At 60.0% G+C, this 23,069-nt stretch carries 27 protein-coding genes; 15 read left to right on the forward strand and 12 right to left on the reverse strand.

Annotated features, from left to right (window positions below; genetic code table 11):
- The 4 genes from ACN0SD_RS07985 to ACN0SD_RS08000 form a co-directional block, all read right to left on the reverse strand.
- On the reverse strand, window positions 1–954 hold the full coding sequence (locus ACN0SD_RS07985) for an oligopeptide/dipeptide ABC transporter ATP-binding protein (protein ID WP_417807702.1): 954 nt from the start codon (window positions 952–954) through the stop codon (window positions 1–3).
- Window positions 951–2,837 carry a dipeptide/oligopeptide/nickel ABC transporter permease/ATP-binding protein gene (locus tag ACN0SD_RS07990; protein WP_417807703.1) on the reverse strand — a complete coding sequence of 629 codons (1,887 nt, stop codon included), beginning with the start codon at window positions 2,835–2,837 and terminating at the stop codon, window positions 951–953. The genes ACN0SD_RS07985 and ACN0SD_RS07990 overlap by 4 nt, the downstream gene beginning before the upstream one ends.
- On the reverse strand, window positions 2,834–3,781 hold the full coding sequence (locus ACN0SD_RS07995) for an ABC transporter permease (protein ID WP_417807704.1): 948 nt from the start codon (window positions 3,779–3,781) through the stop codon (window positions 2,834–2,836). Before ACN0SD_RS07995 ends, ACN0SD_RS07990 begins: the two co-directional genes overlap by 4 nt.
- Before the next feature lie 67 nt (window positions 3,782–3,848).
- Entirely contained in the window at window positions 3,849–5,435 is a 1,587-nt protein-coding gene (locus ACN0SD_RS08000; RefSeq protein ID WP_417807705.1) for an ABC transporter substrate-binding protein, read from the reverse strand.
- 103 nt (window positions 5,436–5,538) lie between these two features.
- On the opposite strand from ACN0SD_RS08000, the gene ACN0SD_RS08005 reads away from it, so the two are divergent.
- On the forward strand, window positions 5,539–6,258 hold the full coding sequence (locus ACN0SD_RS08005; RefSeq protein ID WP_417807706.1) for a DUF1028 domain-containing protein: 720 nt from the start codon (window positions 5,539–5,541) through the stop codon (window positions 6,256–6,258).
- On the opposite strand, the gene ACN0SD_RS08010 is transcribed toward ACN0SD_RS08005, so the two are convergent.
- Window positions 6,245–7,000 carry a FadR/GntR family transcriptional regulator gene (locus ACN0SD_RS08010; RefSeq protein WP_417807707.1) on the reverse strand — a complete coding sequence of 252 codons (756 nt, stop codon included), beginning with the start codon at window positions 6,998–7,000 and terminating at the stop codon, window positions 6,245–6,247. The two genes, ACN0SD_RS08005 and ACN0SD_RS08010, sit on opposite strands and share 14 nt — an antisense overlap.
- A 71-nt stretch (window positions 7,001–7,071) precedes the next feature.
- Here ACN0SD_RS08010 and ACN0SD_RS08015 point away from each other — a divergent pair, with 71 nt between their 5' ends.
- Window positions 7,072–8,337 carry a M20 family metallo-hydrolase gene (locus ACN0SD_RS08015; RefSeq protein ID WP_417807708.1) on the forward strand — a complete coding sequence of 422 codons (1,266 nt, stop codon included), beginning with the start codon at window positions 7,072–7,074 and terminating at the stop codon, window positions 8,335–8,337.
- 3 nt (window positions 8,338–8,340) lie between these two features.
- Here ACN0SD_RS08015 and mazG read toward each other — a convergent pair whose 3' ends face one another.
- Window positions 8,341–9,183, reverse strand: a complete 843-nt coding sequence (mazG, locus tag ACN0SD_RS08020) for a nucleoside triphosphate pyrophosphohydrolase (protein WP_417807709.1) — start codon at window positions 9,181–9,183, stop codon at window positions 8,341–8,343.
- Between the two features lie 209 nt (window positions 9,184–9,392).
- On the opposite strand from mazG, the gene yajC reads away from it, so the two are divergent.
- The 9 genes from yajC (at window position 9,393) to ACN0SD_RS08065 (ending at window position 15,745) form a co-directional block, all read left to right on the forward strand.
- Window positions 9,393–9,734 carry a preprotein translocase subunit YajC gene (gene yajC, locus ACN0SD_RS08025; RefSeq protein WP_417807710.1) on the forward strand — a complete coding sequence of 114 codons (342 nt, stop codon included), beginning with the start codon at window positions 9,393–9,395 and terminating at the stop codon, window positions 9,732–9,734.
- A gap of 21 nt (window positions 9,735–9,755) precedes the next feature.
- Window positions 9,756–11,420 carry a protein translocase subunit SecD gene (secD, locus tag ACN0SD_RS08030; RefSeq protein ID WP_417807711.1) on the forward strand — a complete coding sequence of 555 codons (1,665 nt, stop codon included), beginning with the start codon at window positions 9,756–9,758 and terminating at the stop codon, window positions 11,418–11,420.
- 13 nt (window positions 11,421–11,433) lie between these two features.
- Window positions 11,434–12,414 carry a protein translocase subunit SecF gene (gene secF / locus ACN0SD_RS08035; RefSeq protein WP_417807712.1) on the forward strand — a complete coding sequence of 327 codons (981 nt, stop codon included), beginning with the start codon at window positions 11,434–11,436 and terminating at the stop codon, window positions 12,412–12,414.
- Entirely contained in the window at window positions 12,398–12,766 is a 369-nt protein-coding gene (locus ACN0SD_RS08040) for an Mth938-like domain-containing protein (protein ID WP_417807713.1), read from the forward strand. The genes secF and ACN0SD_RS08040 overlap by 17 nt, the downstream gene beginning before the upstream one ends.
- 4 nt (window positions 12,767–12,770) lie before the next feature.
- Window positions 12,771–13,403, forward strand: a complete 633-nt coding sequence (ccmA, locus tag ACN0SD_RS08045; protein WP_417807714.1) for a heme ABC exporter ATP-binding protein CcmA — start codon at window positions 12,771–12,773, stop codon at window positions 13,401–13,403.
- Window positions 13,404–13,548: 145 nt separating this feature from the next.
- A complete protein-coding gene (gene ccmB, locus ACN0SD_RS08050; RefSeq protein WP_417807715.1) occupies window positions 13,549–14,205 on the forward strand; it encodes a heme exporter protein CcmB in 657 nt (218 codons plus the stop codon).
- 61 nt (window positions 14,206–14,266) lie between these two features.
- Entirely contained in the window at window positions 14,267–14,995 is a 729-nt protein-coding gene (locus ACN0SD_RS08055; RefSeq protein WP_417807716.1) for a heme ABC transporter permease, read from the forward strand.
- Window positions 14,992–15,210, forward strand: coding sequence for a heme exporter protein CcmD (gene ccmD / locus ACN0SD_RS08060; RefSeq protein WP_417807717.1), 219 nt, complete (start codon window positions 14,992–14,994; stop codon window positions 15,208–15,210). The genes ACN0SD_RS08055 and ccmD overlap by 4 nt, the downstream gene beginning before the upstream one ends.
- Window positions 15,203–15,745: a DsbE family thiol:disulfide interchange protein gene (locus ACN0SD_RS08065; RefSeq protein WP_417807718.1), complete on the forward strand. Its 543-nt coding sequence runs from the start codon at window positions 15,203–15,205 to the stop codon at window positions 15,743–15,745. The genes ccmD and ACN0SD_RS08065 overlap by 8 nt, the downstream gene beginning before the upstream one ends.
- Window positions 15,746–15,758: 13 nt before the next feature.
- Here ACN0SD_RS08065 and ACN0SD_RS08070 read toward each other — a convergent pair whose 3' ends face one another.
- Window positions 15,759–15,941 carry a hypothetical protein gene (locus ACN0SD_RS08070; RefSeq protein WP_417807823.1) on the reverse strand — a complete coding sequence of 61 codons (183 nt, stop codon included), beginning with the start codon at window positions 15,939–15,941 and terminating at the stop codon, window positions 15,759–15,761.
- Complete coding sequence (gene hpt, locus ACN0SD_RS08075) at window positions 15,938–16,486, reverse strand: hypoxanthine phosphoribosyltransferase (protein WP_417807719.1); 549 nt, start codon at window positions 16,484–16,486, stop codon at window positions 15,938–15,940. Before hpt ends, ACN0SD_RS08070 begins: the two co-directional genes overlap by 4 nt.
- A 96-nt stretch (window positions 16,487–16,582) precedes the next feature.
- Between hpt and ACN0SD_RS08080 the strand changes: the two genes are divergently transcribed.
- The gene (locus ACN0SD_RS08080) at window positions 16,583–17,041 is read left to right on the forward strand and encodes a type II toxin-antitoxin system RatA family toxin (protein ID WP_417807720.1); all 459 of its coding nucleotides are present in this window, start codon (window positions 16,583–16,585) and stop codon (window positions 17,039–17,041) included.
- Window positions 17,042–17,236: 195 nt separating this feature from the next.
- Window positions 17,237–18,715 carry a calcium-binding protein gene (locus ACN0SD_RS08085; protein WP_417807721.1) on the forward strand — a complete coding sequence of 493 codons (1,479 nt, stop codon included), beginning with the start codon at window positions 17,237–17,239 and terminating at the stop codon, window positions 18,713–18,715.
- On the opposite strand, the gene ACN0SD_RS08090 is transcribed toward ACN0SD_RS08085, so the two are convergent.
- Genes ACN0SD_RS08090 through ispD form a run of 4 tightly spaced genes read right to left on the reverse strand, consistent with a single transcriptional unit; the run spans window position 18,706 to window position 20,808 of the window.
- On the reverse strand, window positions 18,706–19,185 hold the full coding sequence (locus tag ACN0SD_RS08090; RefSeq protein ID WP_417807722.1) for a CinA family protein: 480 nt from the start codon (window positions 19,183–19,185) through the stop codon (window positions 18,706–18,708). The two genes, ACN0SD_RS08085 and ACN0SD_RS08090, sit on opposite strands and share 10 nt — an antisense overlap.
- A complete protein-coding gene (locus ACN0SD_RS08095; RefSeq protein WP_417807723.1) occupies window positions 19,182–19,676 on the reverse strand; it encodes a phosphatidylglycerophosphatase A in 495 nt (164 codons plus the stop codon). The genes ACN0SD_RS08090 and ACN0SD_RS08095 overlap by 4 nt, the downstream gene beginning before the upstream one ends.
- Before the next feature lie 4 nt (window positions 19,677–19,680).
- The gene (ispF, locus tag ACN0SD_RS08100) at window positions 19,681–20,160 is read right to left on the reverse strand and encodes a 2-C-methyl-D-erythritol 2,4-cyclodiphosphate synthase (protein WP_417807724.1); all 480 of its coding nucleotides are present in this window, start codon (window positions 20,158–20,160) and stop codon (window positions 19,681–19,683) included.
- On the reverse strand, window positions 20,161–20,808 hold the full coding sequence (ispD, locus tag ACN0SD_RS08105; RefSeq protein WP_417807725.1) for a 2-C-methyl-D-erythritol 4-phosphate cytidylyltransferase: 648 nt from the start codon (window positions 20,806–20,808) through the stop codon (window positions 20,161–20,163).
- Between the two features lie 254 nt (window positions 20,809–21,062).
- Here ispD and dusB point away from each other — a divergent pair, with 254 nt between their 5' ends.
- Both dusB and ACN0SD_RS08115 read left to right on the forward strand, forming a co-directional pair.
- Complete coding sequence (gene dusB, locus ACN0SD_RS08110; protein ID WP_417807819.1) at window positions 21,063–22,004, forward strand: tRNA dihydrouridine synthase DusB; 942 nt, start codon at window positions 21,063–21,065, stop codon at window positions 22,002–22,004.
- Complete coding sequence (locus tag ACN0SD_RS08115) at window positions 22,001–23,068, forward strand: two-component system sensor histidine kinase NtrB (protein ID WP_417807726.1); 1,068 nt, start codon at window positions 22,001–22,003, stop codon at window positions 23,066–23,068. The genes dusB and ACN0SD_RS08115 overlap by 4 nt, the downstream gene beginning before the upstream one ends.
- The last annotated feature ends 1 nt before the right edge of the window (window position 23,069 follow it).

The following is a 23,069-nucleotide window of genomic DNA, read 5'->3' on the forward strand; positions in this document are numbered from 1 at the left end:
CTAAAGCGGGTGGTAACAGGCCACCCGTTGATCTGCTCCGATTTGCTCTAGCTTTGGTGTGGTTTTGCGACAGATATCACTGGCACGCGCGCAGCGCTTGGCAAAGGCGCAGCCGGGCGGTGGGTTCAACGGGTTGGGCAGTTCCGCCTGCGTGTTTTCGGGGTCACTGATTGGACGGCCCACGACCGGGGCGCTCTCGGCCAGCAATTTAGTGTAAGGATGGCGGGGATTGGCGAAAATCTCCTCGGCGCGCCCTTCCTCAACGACCGAGCCGAAATAGAGCACGGCAATGCGGTCAGACACGGCCTCGACCACCGCCAGATCATGGCTGATGAACAGATATGTCAAGCCAAATTCACGTTTAAGATCAGCGAGTAAGTTCAAAACCTGCGCTTGCACCGACACATCCAGCGCGGACACTGGTTCATCCAAAATCAGGATGCGCGCTTGGGCGGCAAGGGCGCGCGCGATGCCGATACGCTGCGCCTGACCGCCGGAAAACTCATGCGGATAGCGATCCAGAAAATCGGCGCGCAGGTTCACGCTCTCGAAAATATCAAGGATGCGTTTTTCGCGCGCGGGGCGATCCATTTTATGCAGCAGTTTCAGCGGGGTATCCATGATTTTGTGGATCGTCTTGCGCGGGTTGAGACTGCTGATCGGGTCTTGAAACACATATTGGATGCGCTTGCCAAATTCCGCCGGATCGGCAGTGTTGAGCGCTTCGCCCTCGATCTCGATCCGGCCCGTACTCGCCGGAAGGAGCCCCACCAGCATGCGCGCCAAGGTGGACTTGCCGCAGCCGCTTTCGCCCACAATCCCCAAAGTTTCGCCAGTTTCGACCGAAAGCGTGATCGGATGCACCGCCTTGACCGCCCCCTTGGCACCGCCGAACAGTTTCTTTCCAACCGGAAATATTTTCGACAGATCAGTGACTTGTAATGCGATACTCATGCGGTTTCCTCCGCTAGATTTGCCTCGGGGAACAGGCAGCGCACGGCGCGCGGGCCGGGCCCCTCCAGCGCAATCTCGCCTTGCTTGCAAGCGTCTTGCGCCTTCAAACAGCGCGGGGCAAAGGCGCAGCCCATGGGCAGATCATCAACCGAGGGCGGCAGGCCCGCAATAGCCTCGAGCTTGCGCTTGCCTGCGCCCAGTTCGGGCACGCAAGCGATCAGTCGCGCGGTGTAGGGATGCGCGGGCGCATTTAGGACCGCCATCGTCGGTCCGGTCTCAACAATTCGGCCTGCATACATCACCGCCACGCGGTCGCAAAGCTGCGCCACAACGCCGAAATCATGGGTGATAAAGATAATTGCCAGCCCACGTTCACGGCGCAAATCGTTGAGAAGCGACAGGATTTGCGCCTGCACGGTGACATCAAGCGCCGTGGTCGGCTCATCAGCAATAATCACGTCAGGATCGTTGGCCAGCGCCATCGCTATGCCCACGCGCTGGCGCATTCCGCCCGACATTTCATGGGGGTAGCTGTCGATGCGTTCCTCGGCATTGGGGATGCGCACCGATTTCAGCAGCTCGATTGCCTTGGCGCGCCCGTCGGATTTTGAGATCGCGCGATGACACGAGATCGCCTCGATCAGCTGGTCGCCGACCTTGTAAAGCGGATGCAGCGTGGCAAGCGGATCTTGAAAGATATAGGCCACACGACGTCCGCGCAGACTGCGCAATTCGGAATAGGGCGCGCCAATCATATCGCGGCCCTCAAGGCGTGCCGCGCCGCCGGTGATCACGCCGGGCGGCGAGGCCACCAGCCCCATGATCGACAGCGCCGTGACCGATTTCCCCGAGCCGCTCTCGCCAATCACCCCAAGGCATTCTCCCGGTTTGACCGACAGGGATACGCCTGAAACGGCCTTGTAGATGCGGTCTTTAACTTGGAATTGGGTGTGCAGGTTCTCAACGCTGAGCAGCCCATCGGTCTGTGCTTTGGGCGCGGGTTTGTCGTGGCGATCCACCCGCGTGGCGGCCATCGGTCGGCTCAGCGCACCCGATTTGAGGCGCGGATCCAGCGCGTCGCGCACGCCATCGCCCAGCAGGTTGATGCTCATCACGATGATCAGGATCATGATGCCGGGAATGACCGAGGTATGCGGATTGGTTATCAGCGCCGAGCGCGCTTCGCCCAGCATAGATCCCAGATCGGCCTGCGGCGGTTGGCTGCCAAGGCCGAGAAAGCTAAGACCCGCGGTTTCCAAAATCATCCAGCCGATGGTGGTGGACATCGCGATTACGATGACGGGAATGACGTTGGGTAGGATCTCGGAGAGGATGATTCGCGCATTCGACATGCCCGCCAATTTCGCCGCATCGACGAATTCCTTATGCGCAAGACCCACCGTGATGCCGCGAATGTTGCGCGCGAAAAACGGGATATTGACGACCGACACCGCGATCAGCGCGTTGACAAGGCCGGGGCCAAGGGCTGCGACAATCGCCAGCGCCAGCAAAATATAGGGGAACGCCATGAGCATATCGATGCCGCGCATAATGATGTTGTCGGTGCGCCCGCCGTAAAATCCCGCGATAATGCCCACGGCCGCGCCCGCCACAGCGGCAAACAGTGCGGCAGCAAAGCCCACGGCCAGCGAAAGCCGCGTGCCCCAAAGCAGCCGCGACAGCAGATCGCGCCCAAGCTGATCGGTGCCCAACAGATGACCTGCCGAGAAGGGCGGTAGGTAGCGCTCAGCGGTATTGGTCACATCGGGGTCAATCAGCGGCAAAAGCGGCGTGATTAGCGCCAGCGTCACCACCAGCCCCATCACCACTAGACCGCCCAGCGCCATTCGGTTGCGCGCAAGCAGTTTGAAAAACGCGCTCATGTCTTGATCCTCGGGTCCAGCAGACTTTGCGCCACATCGACGATGATGTTGAAGATCACATAGCAGGCCGCGACGAACACCACGCCGCCTTGGACCAGCAAAATGTCACGCTGCAAAATGGCATCGACCAGCATCCGCCCAATACCGGGCCACTGGAACACGATCTCGATGTAAACAGCGCCCGACAGCACGAACCCCGCCTGAATGCCCAGCACCGGGATGATCGAGACCATCGCTGCACGCAGGGCATGGCCCCAGATCACGCGGCTTTCCTTGACGCCTTTGGCGCGCGCCGTGCGGATGAAGTCCTGACGCAACACTTCCAGCATGGCCGAGCGCGACAGCCGCGCCACAACCCCCGTCGCCACCACCGCAAGCGCAAGCGCGGGCATCGTGAGATGGCGGATCAGATCGGGCAAATCGCCCCCACCATAGATCGCATACATCCCCGAAACTGGCAGCCAGCGTAGATCGACGGCAAAGAAAAGGATCATCATCATGCCAAGAAAAAATGACGGGATCGAGATACCCAGCAGCACGACAAAGGTGATCGCCTTATCGGCAAAGCCATATTGGCGCGCTGCCGAAATTGAACCTGCGATGATGCCCAAAACGGCGCACATCACAAAAGACGTGCCTGCAAGGATCAGGGTGTTGTTGAACCGCTCCAGCACCTCATCGATAACCGGACGGTTAAGCGAAAACGAGGTGCCGAAATCGCCATGCAGCATGTTTCCCAACCAGATGAAATAGCGCGTGACCAGCGGCTTATCGAGCCCCAGATCACGATTGATCTTGGCCACGTTGTCAGGCGTCGCGTAGCTGCCCAGAATGGCCGTGGCCGGATCACCGGGGATCATCGCCATGATCAAAAACACGATCACCGTGATCTCGAAAATCACCGGTATCGCCAGCAAAAGCCGTTTGAGGATATAGCCACCCATTGCCGCTCCGCTTGGTTCGCGTCTCAAAAACAAAGGGCAGGCCAATCAGCCTGCCCTCTAAACCCGCTTAGGCCTTTTTCACGTCCTTGAGCAGCAAGAAGAAGGACGGCTGCAGGGTAAAATCGCTCACCTTGTCATTGCTCACTGCGTTCTGTTTCCAATTCGCGACAAAGACCCAAGGCGCGTCATCATGCACGATTTGCTGCATCTTCTTATACAGCTCGGCGCGCTTGGCTTGATCGGTCGAGCTCCGGGCCTCGTTCAGCAGTTTGTCCACCTCGGGGTTGGAATAATAGCCCGAGTTGAAGCCGCCCTTATCGGGCCACGCATCGGTGCGCAGCGCCAGATAGGGCAGGGTGTCGGGATCGTTGGTCATCCATGCCATCTCGGCCATATCGACATGCGTATTGTTGGCATCCAGACCCGGATTGACCTTGCCCAAGAAGGTGTTCCATTCAAAGGTCTCGATTTTGGCGTTCAGCCCCACGGCCTTCAAATCCGCTTGAATGGCCGTGCCCATCGGCACCGGGTCAAGCATTCCCGAGCCGCCATCGGTGACATAAAATACCACCTCCGCGCCCTCGGCCCCGGCTTCTTTGATCAAGGCTTTGGCCTTTTCGGGATCGTAGGGATAGGGCTGCAAGCTGTCATCATGCGCCCAAGCAAAGGCGGCAGGCGTCGGGCCCGCCGCGACGGTCGCGGTGCCCTCCAGCACATCGTTGACCAGCGCCTCTTTGTTGATTGCGTAATTGGCGGCCTGACGCACGCGCTTGTCCTTGAACGGCCCCGAGGCGCAGTTCAAGATTAGGAACCACAGATGCGGGCCGGCCTGTTCGACCAGCTTGTATTGGTCGTTCTGGAATTCCTTGAGTGCGACGGGCGGCACCTCAACCATCAGGTCGATCCCGCCTGCCAGCATCTCGGCCACGCGGGTATTGGCGTCGGTGATGGGACGGAAGATCACCGCCTTGAGGTTGGTCGGGCTGTCCCAGTAATCGGGATTTCCTTCGACCACCACGGCCTCATTGGCGCGCCATTCCTTGAACACGAACGGTCCCGTGCCCACTGGATTGCGCCCGTAATCCGCGTCGAATTTTTTCACTGCCGTAGGCGAGACGATCATCCCTGTCGGATAGGCGAGGTTGGACAGGAAGGGCGCGTAAGGTTCTTTCAGCGTGAAGGTCACGGTGGCGGGATCGGTGGCCTCGACTTTGTCCACGCTAGAGAAAAAAAACGCTAGCGGGAATGGCCCGGTGTGATGATATGGGTGGGTGTCATCCAGCATCCGCTGGAAGTTGAACACCACCGCGTCGGCATCAAACGCGCTGCCATCATGGAATTTTACACCCTCACGCAGCTTGAAGGTATACGTCTTGCCGTCCTCTGAAATTTCCCAGCTTTGCGCCAGTGCCGGTTCGACCTCGAGCGTACCCGATTTGTAGCGCACCAAACCGTCATAGATATTCATCAGGATGCGGAAATCGTTCACTGCGGTAACCGCAGCCGGGTCCAGCGCCTTGGGTTCGGCAATCTGGCCGACGACCAGAACGCCGGCAGGCGTTTCGGCCATAGCGGCTAGGTTCGTGCCCATAAGAACGCCGCTCGCCACGCCTGAAATCAGTAGCGCACGCCGCGTGAGGGTGAGTTTTGACATTGTGACCTCTCCTGTTCAGACATGGTTGATAGTTTCTTATGATAATTGCATCAGGCCAAATTATCATGATAATTGCAAGTCACAGATTTTAGGAGACGCGCGCATGACGGTTTCGATCCTCGCATATGACGAAAAAACCGGCAGTTTTGGTGGGGCGGCGATGACGGGCAGCCTGTGCGTGGGCGGCTGGGTTCTGCGCGGCGGGGCCGAAACCGGGCTTTCGGCAAGTCAGGGCACCGCGCCTTCGACACTTTGGGGCGAGGATGTCTTGCGGGCGATGGCGGCGCGAAAGACGGCGGCGCAAGCGGTAGCAGAGGTAACGGCACCCGATACCGGGCGCGCGCACCGTCAATTGGCCGCGATTGACCCGCGTGGGCGCACGGCCCATTTCACCGGCGATCAAAGCGTGCCGGTCTGCGGCGCGCTTGAGGGGGCGGGCGTAGTGGTTGCGGGCAATATGCTATCTGCGCCCGAAGTGCTTGTCGCGACGCGCGCGGCCTATCTGGCCAGCAGCGGGGCGATGCCGGATCGCTTGATGGCGGGTTTGATGGCGGGCGCACGGGCAGGGGGCGACAGTCGCGGCTTACTCTCGGCGGCGCTGTTGGTGGTGTCGCGCAGCCAAACGCCGCTAAGCTTGCGCATTGATCGTTCGGCCCAGCCCCTGGCCGATCTGTCAAACCTGCTGGCGGCGGTACGCACCGAGCCCTATTGGGGGTGGACCCGCGTTGTGCCCACGCTGGACGATCCCTATCGCGCGCCCAATCTGGTTACGCCCGAGCCGCTGCCGATCCCCAATGATCGAGACGGGGCTATTCTGCGATGAAGCGTTTCAGAACCTCGGCCTCTTGCGCCTCCATCAGGCGTTGCGCCGTCTCCATATGGGTTGCCATGATCTGGCGCGCATCCTCGGATCGCCCCTCGCGCAGCGCCGCGATCAACTGGATCTGGTGATTGCGACCACTCTCCCACAATTCGCGATTGGGCGGGGCGTAGAGTTTGCGATAGACGGTCAGATCCGACAGAATCTGTGCCATAAAGCCGATCAGAAACGACAAAAGCGCGTTGTCGGACTGGCGTGCAAGGCGGGCGTGGAACTTCAGCGACTCGATATGCTGCTTGCGCTCTTCCTCGGGCGATTGCGCGGGCGCGGCGTAATGCGAGACCAGCTCTTCCAGCTCAGCCAGCGCTTCATTAGACAGGGTGCCCGCCAGCTGCGCGGCCAGTTCCGGTTCAAGAACGCGGCGTAGATCATAGATGTTCGCCACCGTCAAATCTTTGAAATAAAAGTAATTCCCCAACAACGAGCGCGCGCGCTCCTCGCTAACCTCGCCCACGAAAGACCCGCCTCCCGGCCCCGTGCGCGTCTCGATCAGGCCTTGGCCCTCAAGCAGGCGCATCGCCTCGCGGATCGTGCCTTTGGACATGCCAAAGCGCGAAATCATCTCGGCCTCGCCGGGCAGACGGTCGCCGCGTTGCAGGCCTTGGGCGACGACCCAATCCTTGATCTGATCGGCCACCCTTGCGGGGCGGCGGCGTTTGGGCTCGGTGTCAGGTTTGCGGGGCATCGGCGTCATTCTGCTAGGAAGGTCTTTTTTTCTAGACCATAGCGGAGGGAAAGAGTAGTCAGATAATTATCATGATAAATGAAAGTGCCCGCATGACCCATTGGGGCGATATTGCGCGTGAGCGTCTTGAGATTATCTCGATGGCCTCGGAGGCCGGTCCGGGCGTCACCCGCTTGCCCTTTAGCGAACAGTATGAGGCGGCGATCGGCTTCATTACGAGCTGGATGACGGCAGCAGGCTGTGCAGTCCATCTGGACGCGGCAGGCACGCTGGTGGGGCGGCGCGCGGGGCCTAAGGGGGCGGGCACGCTGCTGATCGGCTCGCATCAAGATTCGGTGCGTCAGGGGGGCTGTTTTGACGGGATTATGGGCGTGGCTTTGGGCTGTCTGGCGCTGGAAAAACTGGCGCAGGACAGGGTTGAATTGCCCTTTGCGGTCGAGATTTTGGCCTTTGCCGATGAAGAGGGCGTGCGCTTTCCCACCGCGCTGATGGGGCCGCGCGCGCTGGCGGGCACGTTGGACCCGGCGGTGTTTGCGATGACAGATAACACGGGGCAAACCCTGTCTGAGGCGCTTGCGCAGATCGGCGGCAATAGCAAGGTCGCACTGAAATTAACACGTGATAACAAAGATATATTTGGCTTTCTTGAGGTGCATATCGAGCAAGGCCCGGTTCTGGAATCGCTGGATGCGCCACTGGGCGTGGTCACCGCGATTTCGGGAATTGAGCGTCATTCGGTTCAGATCTTTGGCGAGGCGGGCCATGCAGGAACGGTGCCAATGACGCTGCGAAAAGACGCGTTGCGCGCGGGGGCCAAGTTGGTCGAGGCGGTGCATGATCTGGCGCTGCGCCATGATCTGCGCGCGACGGTGGGGGCACTTACAGTCAGCCCGAATGTGGTGAACGCAATTCCCGCGCAAGTCGATCTGACGGTCGAAATTCGCGCCCCGAATGATGAGACACGCGAAGCGGCTGGGGTGGAATTGGCCGAGATTTGCGCACAGATTGCGTCTGAAACTGGCACCCAGATCGAGCAGTCGCGCAGCTACGCCCAGCCCGCCGTTGCCTGTGATCCAAAGTTGCGCGCGCTTTTGTCCAACTCGGTTGCGCAAGTCAGCGGGCAGGCACCAGACCTGCCCTCGGGGGCGACGCATGACGCCTCGGCAATGGCGGATCTATGCCCGGTGGCGATGCTGTTCGTACGCTGTCGCGGCGGTATCAGCCATAGCCCGGCGGAATATGCAAGCAATGCGGATATGGGGGCGGCCGTCGATGCGCTTGCCTTGACATTGGCAACCTACAATCGCGCTCCCGAAGCCGAACCCGTTCATGTGTGAGCGCTATTTGATACCCGCTTCTTTGGCCTGATCCCAAAGCGCATCCATCTCGGTGAGATCGCTGTCTTTGGGAGCCTTGCCACGCGCCTGAAGCTCGCGCTCTATATAATTGAAACGACGAATAAATTTTCCATTGGCTGCACGCAGGGACGCTTCGGGGTCTAGCCCCAGGTGGCGGCCCAGATTGACCATCACGAACAGTAGGTCGCCATATTCTTCGGCCAACTCATCTGGGCCTAGCTCATCGCGGGCCTCTTCTAATTCGCGCGCTTCCTCGGCGATCTTATCAAGCACCTGATCGGTCGAGGGCCAGTCAAATCCAACCCGAGCGGCGCGATTTTGCAGCTTGATGGCACGGCTAAGCGCGGGCAGCCCATGCGCCACGCCATCCAGCACCCCCACGCGCTCGGATTTACCCAAAGCCGCGCGCTCGGCGGCCTTGATCGCCTCCCAATCTGCGGTTTGCTGTTCGGGTGTTTTATCGCGGCTCTCGTCACCAAAAACATGCGGATGGCGTGCGACCATCTTGGCGTTGATCGCGCCCAGCACGTCGGAAATGTCGAACTTGCCGCCCTCATCCGCCATTTGCGCATGATAGACGACCTGCAAGGCCAGATCACCCAACTCGCCGGGCAACTCGTTCCACGCTTCGCGTGCGATGGAATCGGCGACCTCGTGGGCCTCTTCAATGGTGTAGGGCGCGATGGTGGTAAAATCCTGCTCGATATCCCACGGGCAGCCGGTATCAGGGTCACGCAGCGCGGCCATGATTGCTACCAACCGCTCAAACTGGCGCAGATAGCCCCCCGTTGCATCAAAGATCAGGGCAGGGTCATAGGCGGGCATGGCAGGCGCTCCGGTTCAACTTATATCGGGGCGCATCATCCACGCCGCGCGCGCAAAGTCCACCATCTGCGCACGCCGTCACGTCATGCCTGCGTGAACAGCCCCGAAAGGCGCGTGCCATTGCTTGCCAACCAAGAGAGGCGCGGATAGTGTGCGCGCCGACAGGCGGGGCGATCTGCCCCCAAGGCCCAAAGACAAAGGACCACAATATGTTCGCAACTCCCGCATTCGCACAAGCCGCAGGTGGCGCTGGCGCCAACCCCGTTGCCGCCCTCGGTCAGTTTCTACCGCTGATCCTGATTTTCGTGATCGTCTATTTCCTGATGATCCGCCCGCAGCAGAAAAAAGTCAAAGATCACAAAGCCATGGTCGAGGCTCTGCGCCGCGGCGACAAGGTCATCACGCAAGGCGGGATTGTCGGCAAGGTGACCAAGGTGCTCGAGGATGGCGAGCTTAAGGTCGAGATCGCGCAAGGCGTTGAAGTCAACGTGATTAAAAGCACCGTCGTGCAGGTTCTCTCCAAGACCGAACCTGCCACAAGCGCCAAATAATTAGCCGAAGGCCTATCGCCCATGTTGCAGATCTCGCTGTGGAAGCGCGTGCTGATCCTTGCCGTTATACTGGCAGGGATCGTTTTCGCCGCGCCGAACGCTTTTTACAACCGGGTTGAGGGGCATAATGATGCGCTCACGGCCCTGACAAAAAACGGCGCGATGACGCCAGAACAACAGCAAGCGCAGGCCGGATGGCCCGATTGGCTGCCCTCGGGTCTGGTCAATCTGGGCCTTGATCTGCGCGGTGGTGCGCAGCTTTTGGCGCAGGTGAACGTGGCCGATGTCTATAAAAGCCGTGTGGATTCGCTGTGGCCCGAGTTCCGCAAGGCGCTGGCAGCCGATCGTGCCACCCTTGGGGCCATCCGGCGCGTGCAGGCCGATCCGGGCATCTTGCGCATCCGCATTGGCAACGCCGATCAAATGCAAAAGGCGATGGCGGTCGCGGAGACTTTGAACACGCCGGTCACGTCGCTGACAGGCGTCGGGCAGAAAACCTATGCGATCACCAGTGAGGGCGACCAGCTTGTGATCCAGCTATCGGATGCCGAAAAGGCCTCGACCGATGATCGCACGGTGCAGCAATCGCTGGAAATCGTGCGCCGCCGGATCGACGCGGCAGGCACGCGCGAGCCCAGCATCGTGCGCGAAGGCGCAGACCGGATCCTGATTCAGGTGCCGGGGCTGAAATCGGCGCAAGAGCTGAAAGAGCTGATTGGCACGACAGCCAAGCTGACCTTCAACTCGGTGATTTCAACCACGTCGAACCCCAATGAGGCGGTGGGCGCGGGCGAGGAAATCTTGCCGTCCTCCGATCAGCAGGGGCTGTATTATGTGCTAGATACAGCGCCGGTCGTCACCGGTGAGGATCTGACCGATGCACGCCCCGATACCGATCAGAACGGCTATCCGGCGGTGGCGTTCCGCTTCAATGTCTCTGCGGCGCGCACCTTTGGCGATTATACGCAGGCCAATATCGGCAAGCCGTTCGCGATCGTGCTGGATGACAAGGTAATTTCGGCGCCTGTGATCCAGTCGCATATCGCGGGGGGCTCAGGCATCATCACCGGGCGTTTCACCGTGAAAGAAGCAACCGATCTGGCGCTGTTGCTGCGTGCGGGCGCGCTGCCGGCCTCTATGACGTTCCTTGAGGAACGCACCATTGGACCGGAACTGGGCGCAGACTCAATCAAGGCAGGTAAACTGGCCGCCGCCGTCGGGGCTGTGCTGGTTGTGGTCTTTATGATCGCGTCTTACGGCATGTTTGGCTTCTTTGCCTCGATTGCGTTGGGGATCAACATCGCGCTGATCTTCGCGATCATGTCGGTGATTGGCGGCACGCTGACGCTGCCCGGCATCGCGGGGATCGTGCTGACGATGGGCACGGCGGTGGATGCCAATGTGCTGGTATTTGAACGCATCCGAGAGGAGCTGAAGATTGCCAAGAAACCTGCCCGCGCCATCGAGCTGGGCTATGAGCGCGCGATGTCAGCAATCATCGACGCCAACGTCACCACCTTCCTCACGGCGCTGATCTTGTTCGTGCTGGGGGCAGGGCCGGTGCGCGGCTTTGCGGTGACCTTCTTGATTGGTATCGTGACATCTGTGTTTACCGCGATTTGGGTGACACGACTTTTCATCAGCTTCTGGTTCGCACGCAAGCGTCCCAAAGAGCTCATTCTGTAAGGGAGCAAAGATCATGGCATTCCGTCTGAAACTGGTCCCTGAAGAGACCAAACTCGACTTCTTCAAACATCAAAAGCTGACTTTCGGCTTTTCGCTGATGATGGTGCTGACATCGCTGGTGCTGGTCCTCACGATGGGGCTGAACCTTGGGATCGACTTCCGGGGCGGCACCACGATCCGCACCGAAAGCGATATTGCGATCAATGTCGGGGATTATCGCAAAGCGATTGCGCCGCTCGATCTGGGCGACGTGGCGATCACCGAAGTCTATGATCCCAACTTCCGCGCCGATCAGCACGTCGCAACGCTGCGTATTCAGGCGCAGGACGGGCAAGAGGCGATCTCGCCCGAGACCCAGTCCCAGGTGCTCGCTGCGCTGCAAACGGTGAACAAGGACGTCAAGATCACCTCGACCGAATCGATTGGACCGAAAGTATCGGGCGAGTTGGTCTGGACGGCGGTGTGGTCGGTGCTGGCAGCAGTGGCCGCGATCCTGATCTATGTCTGGCTGCGCTTTGAATGGCAGTTCTCGATCGGGGCGGTGGCCGCCCTTATTCACGATGTGACGGTAACGATCGGGATTTTCTCGCTGTTCCAGCTCAAGTTCGACCTGTCTATCATCGCGGCTTTGCTCACGATCCTTGGCTATTCGATCAACGACACGGTGGTGGTGTTCGACCGGCTGCGTGAGAACCTCGTGAAATACAAGAAGATGCCGCTGCGCGAGGTGATGAACATCTCGGTCAACGAAACGCTGTCGCGTACCGTGATGACCTCGGGGACCACGCTGCTGGCGCTGATCTCGCTGCTGGTGCTGGGCGGCGATGTGATCCGCAACTTCGTGTTTGCCATGACTTGGGGCGTAATCGTGGGCACCTATTCCTCGGTTTTCGTCGCCAAAAACATCGTTTTGTTTATCGGCCTCAATCGCAACAAGGAGAAGAAGGACCCTTCCGAGAAGTTCTTCGACAAAACCGATGTCGCTACTGACTGAAGCCAATTTTGGCGCCTCGCTGCCCATCGACGGCTATGGCCCGGGATTTTTCCGGGTCGCAGGTGAGGTGCATTACGGTAATCTGTGGCTGATGGCGGATCAAAAGGGCGACTGGGGCGGATTGGACGATTTCGCACCGCTCGAGGCGCTATCGGGCCAGATTGACCTGCTGTTCGTCGGCACGGGTCCACAACTCGCGCATCTGCCCAAAGCGCTTGTCGATGCGCTTGAAGCCAAGGGGATCATGTGCGAGCCAATGGGCACGCCGACGGCGGCGCGCAGCTATAACGTGCTGCTATCTGAAGGGCGGCGCGTGGGCTGTGCGCTACTCGCGATGCCGGCAAAGGACTAGCGATATGGCAATGCTCAGCGTGAGCAATCTGGCAGTCTCACGCGGCGGGCTACCCGTTCTGGAAAACCTGTCTGTCGCGGTGGATGCGGGGCAAGCGCTGGTGGTGCGCGGCCCCAATGGGATTGGCAAAACGACGCTGTTGCGCACTTTGGCTGGGTTGCAACCCGCGCTGGCGGGAACGATTTCGATGCCAAGCGAAAGCATGGCCTATGCTGCGCATTCCGATGGGTTGAAATCGACCCTGACCGTGAGTGAAAATCTGAAATTCTGGTCCTCGGTCTATGCTACTCAAGACATCGAGTCCGCGCTAGAACGGATGAACCTGCGCGGGCTTGCCAACCGCGCCGCCATGAGTCTGTCTGCAGGGCAAAAGCGCCGCCTTGGATTGGCGCGTTTGCTGGTGACCGGGCGTCCCGTCTGGGTGCTCGATGAGCCGACCGTATCGCTTGATACCGCCTCGGTGGCGCTATTTGCCCAAGCCGTGCGTGGTCATCTTGCCACCGGCGGCGCAGCGCTTTTGGCAACCCATATTGATCTGGGGCTTGAGGAAGCCAAAGTGCTGGACCTTGCCCCTTTCAAAGCCTTGCCGCCGGAAGAGGGCGGCATGCTGGGCGCATTTGACGAGGCGTTTTTATGAGCGAGCGGCGCGCATGTGGATGTGGCCAGAGCCTCCGGCGGGAGTATTTAGAGCTAGATGAAAAGGGCAGGGCGGTGCCTTTTCATCTAGCTCTAAATACTCGCCGCGCAGCGTCCCGACGTTGCCACATAGTCCGGGGTCGAGCATGATTGCGTTGTTGATACGCGATTTGCGCCTTGCGGTGCGCGCGGGCGGCGGCTTTGGCTTGGGCCTTGCGTTTTTCCTGATCGTGGTAACGCTGGTGCCGTTTGGGGTTGGGCCGCAGGGGGATATTTTGGCGCGGATTGCACCGGGAATTTTGTGGCTTGGGGCGTTGCTGGCGTGCCTGCTGTCGCTTGACCGGATCTTTGCGCTTGATTTCGAGGATGGCTCGCTGGATCTTCTTGCGACGGCGCCGATGCCGCTGGAAGGCGTTGTGTCGATGAAGGCGCTGGCGCATTGGCTGACGACGGGGTTGCCTTTGGTGATTGCCGCGCCGGTGTTTGGCATCTTGCTGCATCTGCCCGCAAGCGCGCAGGGGTGGCTGGTGATTTCGCTGTTGCTGGGCACGCCTGCGCTGTCGGTGTTGGGCACGTTTGGTGCGGCGTTGACGGTTGGCCTGAAGCGGGGCGGGCTATTGCTCTCGCTGCTGGTCTTGCCATTTTACGTGCCCACACTCATTTTTGGGGCCGAGCTGATCCGGCGGGGCGCGCAGGGCATGGCGACCGAAGTTCCACTGTTGATGCTGGCGGGCATTACCGCCGCCACCGTGGCCCTTGTTCCCTTTGCGTCAGCCGCCGCGATCCGCGTCAATCTGCGCTAGGGTCTCGCGCGCGAAACATGTTAGAGACAGAGCAACAAGCTAAGCAGGACAAAACGAGACAATGTCACTCTGGGAATATGCAAACCCCGTAAAATTCATGAAGACCTCGGGTTTTCTGTTGCCGTGGGTCGTGGGACTGGCGGCGATTACTTTGGTGAGCGGGTTGATCTGGGGCTATTTCTTTGTCCCTGCGGCGGAAAATTTCGGTGGTTCGGTCAAGGTGATTTATGTCCATGTGCCCGCCGCGATGATGGCGGTCAATATCTGGGGGATGATGCTGGTCACCTCGTTGATCTGGCTGATCCGTCGCCATCATGTCAGTGCGCTGGCCGCCAAGGCGGCAGCCCCGATCGGGGCGGTGATGACGTTGATTGCGCTGATCACCGGCGCGGTCTGGGGGCAGCCTATGTGGGGGACGTGGTGGGAATGGGACCCGCGGCTGACCTCTTTCCTGATCCTGTTCTTGTTCTACCTTGGTTATATCGCGCTTTGGGCTGCGGTCGAGGACCCCGATACGGCGGCCGACTTGACCAGTGTTCTGGCACTTGTGGGCGCGGTCTTTGCGGCGCTGTCGCGCTATGCGGCGAATTTCTGGAACCAAGGGCTGCATCAGGGTGCAACTCTGTCGCTCGATAAAGAACAGCATATCGCGGATGTCTATTGGTTCCCGCTTTTGCTGTGCATGGCCGGGTTTGTGCTGTTTTTCGTCGCCCTCGTTCTGGTGCGCACGCGCACCGAGATCCGCACCCGTCGTTTGGGTGCCTTGCAGCAACGTGAGCGTATGGCATGACCGAGACAACAACGACCGGAACCACCATCACCGAAGGCGGCGTTGTTCTGGTGGACCCGTCAACGAAATCTTACACTTATACGGTGAATATTGCGTGGGCTGCGACCATCGGGTTGCTGGTGGTGCTGGTTCTGGTAAGCCTGTGGCAAGGCGCGCGCGTCAAGCGTACGCTCGCTGAGGCCGAGGCACGAAAAGGACAAAAAGCCAATGGTTAAGCCGCTGATGTTCATCCCGCCACTCATCTTCGCAGGGCTTGCCGGAATGTTTATCTGGGGCATGCAACGCGAAAACCCCAGCCAGTTGCCCACCGTGTTCGCAGGCAAACCCGCGCCGCCCGTGCAGCTGGAACCGCTTGGTGCGTTCGAGCCGTTCACCGATATGGAATTGCGCGATGGCAAGGTTAAGTTGGTGAATTTCTGGGCCTCGTGGTGTGCGCCGTGCCGTATTGAACATCCCAATCTAGAAGCCTTGGCCAATGAAGGAATTCCGGTTTACGGCGTGAACTACAAGGACACACCGGCCAATGCGCAGAAATTTCTCTCCGAAATGGGCAATCCCTATTCAGAGCTGGGTGCCGATCCAGAGGGTAAGATGGCGCTGGACTGGGGCGTATATGGCGTTCCGGAAACCTTTGTCGTGAATGGTGAGGGCAAAGTGCTTTACCGCTTTGCCGGGCCGGTGACCGAGAGGGTGATCGCCTCGGATTTGCGCCCGTTGCTTGAGGGGAAATCCACCGCGCCTGCGCAGTAAACCACGCGCAGGGCTAGGGCCGCATGCGGCGCATCGCCTTGGGGTCGAGGCGCGCCCATTCGGGCCAGTATCCGGTTTTGCCAAGCACCACGATGACGATCGCCAGCGCGATGACGACCGCCACTATTTTGACCTGCAACATCGAGGGCGGGCGGCGCACCCAGCGCGCCATCCGCAGCAACCACGTCATATTCACGACGCATCCTCGGTGAAGCGGACCTTGCCGATATAGGGCAGGTTGCGGTTGCGTTGCGCGAAATCAATGCCGTAACCGACGACGAACTCATCGGGGATTTCAAAGCCGGTCCAGGTTGCGCGCACATCCACCTCGCGCCGCGAGGGCTTGTCCAGCAGCGCGCAACATTCAATCCGGCGCGGATTGCGCGCGCGCAGCAGCCCCATCACGTGCTTCAGCGTGAACCCGGTATCGACGATATCCTCAACCACCAGCACATCGCGCCCTTCGATGCCTGCGCGCAGGTCTTTCAAAATCCGCACCTCGCGCGAACTTTCCGTGCCATCGCCATAAGACGAGGCCTCAAGGAAATCGACCTCGATCGGCAGTTCGATTTCGCGCACCAGATCGGCGATGAACACGAACGAGCCGCGCAGCAGCCCGACGACCACCAGCTTGTCGGTGCCCGCATAGCTTTGCGTGATCTCGCTTGCCAGTTCCTCGACGCGTGCGGCGATTTGTTTGGCGGAAATCATCTGATCAATCACATGAGGGCGCTGCGGCATGATGTCGGGCCTTTCGGGCTGGGGCAGGGCTTGCCTTTGCCCCCTGCTTTATCGCATCAAGGGCGGCAAGAAAACGGCCAAGAAATCGGAAGTGATATGCCGCAGCACCGCGAAAACCGGGTCATGCCTTATACGGCCCAGCAAATGTACGGCTTGGTGGCTGATGTCGAAAGCTATCCGCAATTTCTGCCGTGGAATTCTGCTGCGCGCATTCGCGCACGCAAACCCCAGGCAGATGGGTCGGAAATTCTTGAGGCGGATCTGGTGATTTCGTTCAAAGTGTTTCGCGAAAAATTCGGCTCACGTGTGACGTTGTTTCCCCAGACCCACCGGATCGACACCGAATATCTCGACGGGCCGTTTAAATATCTCAAAAGCTATTGGCAGTTCGAGGATATCCCCGAGGGCGGCTGCAAGGTCGCGTTTTTCGTCGATTTCGAGTTTAAGAACCGGATCTTGCAAAGCGTGATTGGCGTGGTGTTCAACGAGGCGATGAACCGCATCGTCAAGGCGTTCGAAACGCGCGCAAAGGCGTTATACGGGGCGAAGGCGTAGTCTTAGCCCGCGAATGCGAGCTGTAGGGGAAAACCGTGCGTTCCAACCGCCACTGTTTCGAGATCACATTATAATTCTACCGAATTGTTTCCGTCGCTTCCGCGATTGGTCACGTTTCCCGGCGCACCGCGCGTTGTGAATTGACGCTGGACTGACTTCTCAAAGACAGTCAGCGAAATTTTCGACGGCAAACATATGTTGGGCTTTTTATTTTTCCTTGGGCTTTTGCCTGCGGCATTCATGCTGGATGATCATTCAAGCCATCACAGCTACTCTGACGAGCCTGGCGCAGATGAGAATGGCGATCACAATGATACCCAAAACGGTGGCGGCGATTTGCTGGATGACAATCATGATCTGATTGGCACGTCCCACGCGGATTCGCTGAGCGGCAAGTCGGGCGATGACACGCTTTCGGGCTATGGCGGCAATGATACCTTGCAAGGAAACGCGGGCAACGATCTGCTTTATGGCGGGCCGGGGGACGATCTGCTGCATGGTGGTTCGGGCGATGACACGCTTGATCCCGGTCTTGGGGCCGATAGCGCCTATGGGGACGGGGGCGATGATGTGTTGCGCGCGGGCTCGGATGGCCAAGATCTGCTGGATGGCGGCGCGGGCAATGACAGCCTGAGCGCCAATGGCACTCAAAACACGTTGATTGGGGGGGAGGGCGATGACTGGCTCAACCTTAGCAGCGGCGATGGCAATACGGCCCTGGGCGGTGCGGGTGATGATAATATTCGCTTTGAACCGGGCGCGGATTTCACCGATCAACCGGGCGCGCAGGCCTCGATTGATGGCGGCACCGGGGCGGACACGATCTCGTCGATCTCGCAGGCGCATGTCGATCTGGGGCAGGGCGCGGACACGAGCGTTGCGGGCGACGGTGCGGCCGATATGTTGAATGTGACGCCAGTCGTTGACCAAGGTGCCGATGCTGCCCAACATGGCAGCACCGTCATGACGGTCGATGATTTTGAACCCGGTCTCGATCAGCTTCACCTTGATGGTGTGGCAGATGCGGGCATTACGGCGCATGATGATGGCAACGACCTTGTGCTTACCTCGCAGGGCCAGTCGATTGTCCGCTTTACCGGTCTGGCGGGCACCGATCTTGGCGATATCTATCCAAGCGCGCCGACGGCGGACGATGCGACGGGCTACAGGGCCGAGACGGGTTTTTCGGGGCAAGATCTGTGGGGCGGCTTTGGCGATGACACGCTTGATGCAAGCTATGTCGGCAGCGCGGTGTTTGGCGCGAGCGGAGACGATCTGCTGAGCAGCGCGGGGGGCAATACGCTGGACGGTGGCAGCGGCGATGACACGCTTATCGCGCTCGACCCGAGCAACGCCAGCGATCTGAACGGCGGGGCCGGGGATGACACATTGGCCGCGACGGGCAATGCGACGCTTAGCGGGGGCGCGGACAAAGATGAGTTCGTCGTCTTTGACACCAGCCATGTCACGATCTCGGATTTTCAGGACGGTGAGGTGATCCAGCTTGATGTGCAAAACCCATTGGGAGAGGGCGGAACGCCATCTGCGGTTCCCGTGACCCAGCAGCTCAGCAGCGCGGGCTTGGCGATTTCGGCCAATGGTGCGCAGGTCGCATTCTTGCCCGGCATGACGCGGGTGCTGACGGATTCCGAGCTGCCCCAAGCCTATGGCTGAGATTGCGCGGCGCGCAGCAATAGCCCCAGCGCGTGATCGCGCGCAGCTTCGCGCACCTGCGCGCGGCCCAATGCGCCGAACTCGACGGTTTCGGTGGTGACGGGCGCGCCGGCCATCGCCAGCGCAAAACAGACGCGGCCTTCGGGCTTGTGCTCGGACCCGCCGGGGCCTGCGATGCCGGTGATCGCGACCGCGATTTGCGCGTGAGAATGGGCGAACGCGCCTGCGGCCATCTCGCGTGCGACGGGTTCAGAGACCGCGCCATGGACCTGCAGCGTGCCCTCGTTCACCTTCAGCATCTCGCGCTTGGCGGCATTGGTGTAGGTGACAAAGCCGCGCTCTACAACAGCGGAAGACCCCGCGATATCGGTCAGCGCGGCGGCGACCATCCCGCCCGTGCAGCTTTCAGCCGTCGCCACCATCAGCCCGCGCGATTTGCAGGCATCGAGAACGTCGCGCGCAAGGCTCATTGCATCATGCCCAGAAAGACCGCGTGATAGAGGCCCGCGAGAATGATCGTGACGATACCGGCGAACACCCCCGCCCAAAGGTCATCAAGCATCACGCCCTTGGCGTCGTGACGGCGATCTGCGCGCCCGACCAGCCACGGCTTCCAGATGTCAAACAGGCGAAAGCACAAAAACGCCGCGACCGGGCCCGGCCAAACCATTGATGTGTCGCGCATCCAAAACCCCATTGCCGGGAACAAAAGCGCCAGCCACATGCCTGCGACCTCGTCGATCACGATCTCGGAAGGGTCCTCGCCGGGGCGATCCTTTAGCTCGGCCTCGACAGACCAGAAGCCAAGCACCGTGACGGCGACAAAAGCGATCACCAGCGGGATGAAGCCGAGGTAATGCTCGATCGCCCAGCCTACCAGAACGGCGGCAAGCGAGCCCCAAGTGCCCGGTGCTGGGCGCAACAGCCCGACATAGAAGACGGTATTGATGATTTTCAACATGGGGTTACTCCGCAATCAAAGTGGCTGTGGCAATCGCCGCGATGCCTTCTTCGCGCCCGGTGAATCCCAGACGCTCGGATGTGGTGGCCTTGACCGAGATCCGCCCCGGCTCCAGCCCGATGATGCGTGCCAATTCCTGCGCCATTGCGCTGGCATGCGGGCCGATCTTGGGCTGCTCGCAAATTAATGTCACATCAACATTGCCGATCCGAAATCCGCGCGCCTCGGCCAGTTTTGCCGCGTGATCGAGGAAGATCTCGGACGCAGCCCCTTTCCATTGCGGGTCCGAGGGTGGGAAATGGCGCCCGATATCGCCCTCGGCCAGCGCGCCATAGATCGCGTCCGTCAGCGCATGCATTCCGACATCAGCATCGGAATGACCCTTGAGCTTGCGTGTATGGGGCACGCGCATACCGCAGAGAATGACGTGATCGCCCTCCTCAAACGCATGCACATCATAGCCATGGCCCAGTCGAATATCCATTTATGCCCCCAGTAGCCGTTCTGCCCGCGCGAAATCTGCGGGGTAGGTGATTTTCAGATTGTCTTCGCTGCCCGGCGTGATTGCCACGCCAACACCTGCCGCACGCACCACTTCGACATCATCGGCCGCGCCGCCGGGATGGGCGCGATGCGCGGCCAAAATAGTATCAAAGTCAAAGCCCTGCGGGGTCTGCGCACGCCATAGATTGCTGCGATCTTGGGTGCCTGTGACCTCGCCGTTGGATCCAATCCACAACGCATCGCTTACCGCAAGCGCGGGGGCAGCAGCGCGGTGGGTGTCAAGGGCCGTCAGCACGCCCTCAATCACCGCGCGACTGACCAGCGGGCGCGCGCCGTCATGGATCAAAACGCGCGTCACGCCTGACCCTCCAAGCATTTCAAGGGCGTTGCGCACCGAGGCATCCCGCGTTTGCCCCCCGGCACATAGCACGACCGAGCCGCAAAACAACGTCACACCGCGCGCCATATCCTCGGGGTGTAGAACAACAATGATCCGCCCCACACCCGCAAAGCGCGCCACCGTATGGGCCAGCACCGGCTGTCCAGCCAGCAACTGCCATTGCTTGGGCGCATCCCCGCCCGCGCGCGTGCCCCGTCCAGCGGCTACGATGATAACGGCTGTGTCCATGCGTCCCCCGTTCCTTCGCCACAGGCTTAGGCCATGGCGTGAAGCGGCGCAATATATGCGCGCCGGGCGCAAATTTGCGCAGACTTAGCCGAAATCCGCCAAATACGTGATTAAAAAATGGGCATATGCAAATATTTCCGTCAAAAATGCATGTTCACAAATTGTGATTTCGGGTTCAAACGCGTAGCCATAACCAAAGAGGAACAGGAAGACTCGTGCAAACCACTGTGCCAATCGGCCAAACGACCCTGAATATGCCTGTGCTACTCGCACCGATGGCGGGAATCACCGATCTGCCGTTTCGCCAGATCGTGGCGCGCTTTGGCGCGGGGCTTGTGGTGTCGGAAATGGTCGCCTCGGGCGAGATGATCACCAAGCTGCCCTCGGTGCGTGCCAAGGCGCGCGTTGAGCTGGGTCTAGACCTGCCCACATCCGTGCAGCTTGCCGGGCGTGAAGCCGCACCGATGGCGCAGGCGGCTAAACTGGTGGCGGATATGGGCGCGCGTATTATCGACATTAACATGGGCTGCCCGGCGAAAAAGGTGACGGGTGGGGCATCTGGGTCGGCGCTGATGCGTGATCCCGATCACGCGTTGCGTCTGATTGAGGCCACGGTGAAGGCGGTCGATCTGCCCGTGACGCTGAAGATGCGGCTGGGCTGGGATGACGATAGCCGTAATGCGCCGTTAATCGCGCGTCGTGCCGAGGACGCTGGCGTGCAGATGATCGTGGTGCATGGGCGCACGCGGATGCAGTTTTACAAAGGGGTTGCTGATTGGGAGGCCATTGCGGCAACCCGCGCGGCCGTCTCGATCCCGGTGATTGCCAATGGCGATATCGTGGACGCAGCGTCAGCGCGCGCAGCACTCGATCAGTCTGGCGCGGCGGGGGTGATGGTCGGGCGTGGGGCGCAGGGTGCGCCATGGCGGTTGGCTGAAATCGGACATGCGATTTATGGTACGCCCGCGCCGAACGTGCCCGAAGGAGATGCTCTTTGTGACATCATATCAGAGCATTACGAGTCTATCTTAAGTTTTTACGGACGCAATCTTGGCTTGCGTTTGGCGCGCAAACATCTGGGTTGGTATACAGATGTTGCCAACGCGCCGCTGCGCGCGCAGATGATGATCAGCGCCACGCCAGAGGCCACGCTGGGCCTGATCGCGCGCGCGTTTGGTGAAAGGATTGCAGCATGAGCTTGCCTGCTCCCGGAGTTATCTGGAATTCGCTCCCAACGCCCGCTTTGCTGATTGATGGCGCCGATCTCGTCTCGGAGGTGAACCCCGCCGCCGAGCTGTTCCTCAACATTTCGGCCAAATCCCTGCGTGGGCAGGCGATTGGCGAGCGGCTGGCGATTTCAGCGCCGCTGGAAGAGATTTTCGCACGTGTGCGCGCCAATCGCGCCTCGCTTTTCGTCAATGATGTTGAGGTGACGACGGGCGAGAAAGCCCCGGTGCAGTGCAACTTGCAAGCCGCGCCTGTGGGCGAGGAACCAGATCGTGTGTTGCTTGTGATTGAGCCGCGCGAATTGGCGGATCGCTTGGGACGCGCGAGCATGGTGAAATCGGCGGCACGTTCTGCCATCGGGATGGCGGAAATGTTGGCCCATGAAATCAAGAATCCCTTGGCGGGGATCGCGGGGGCAGCGCAGCTTATTAGCATGAACCTAAGCGGTGAAGATCTTGAACTTACAGACTTAATTGTCGATGAGACCCGGCGCATCGTAAAGCTGCTTGAACAGGTCGAGCAGTTTGGAAACGTGCGCCTACCCGAGCGTAAACCCGTCAATATCCATGATGTTTTGGAACGCGCGCGCAAATCGGCAATCGTCGGGTTTGGCGCACATATGGTCATCGAAGAAGAGTATGACCCTTCGCTGCCCGCGACCTATGGCGATGCCGATCAGTTGACACAAGTGTTCCTGAACCTTCTGAAGAATGCCGCGCAAGCCTCAGACGGCAAAGGAAAAATAAAAATCCGCACCTTCTATGAACACAGCCTTCGCCTGCGCCGCGCCGATGGCTCTGGACAGCCGTTGCCGTTGCAGGTCGAAATCATCGACGATGGCCCCGGCATCCCGCCCGCTATCGCGAATGAAATCTTTGAGCCCTTCGTTTCAGGGCGCGAGAATGGCACCGGCTTGGGGTTGGCGCTGGTGTCCAAGATTATCTCTGAACATGACGGCTGGGTCAGCCTTGATTCTGTGCCCGGCAAAACCCGTTTTCGTATTTCCCTGCCAGTTGCGCCGAAGGAGAGTTAAG

Source organism: Thioclava sp. (genome assembly GCF_048263065.1).
Lineage (GTDB): Bacteria > Pseudomonadota > Alphaproteobacteria > Rhodobacterales > Rhodobacteraceae > Thioclava.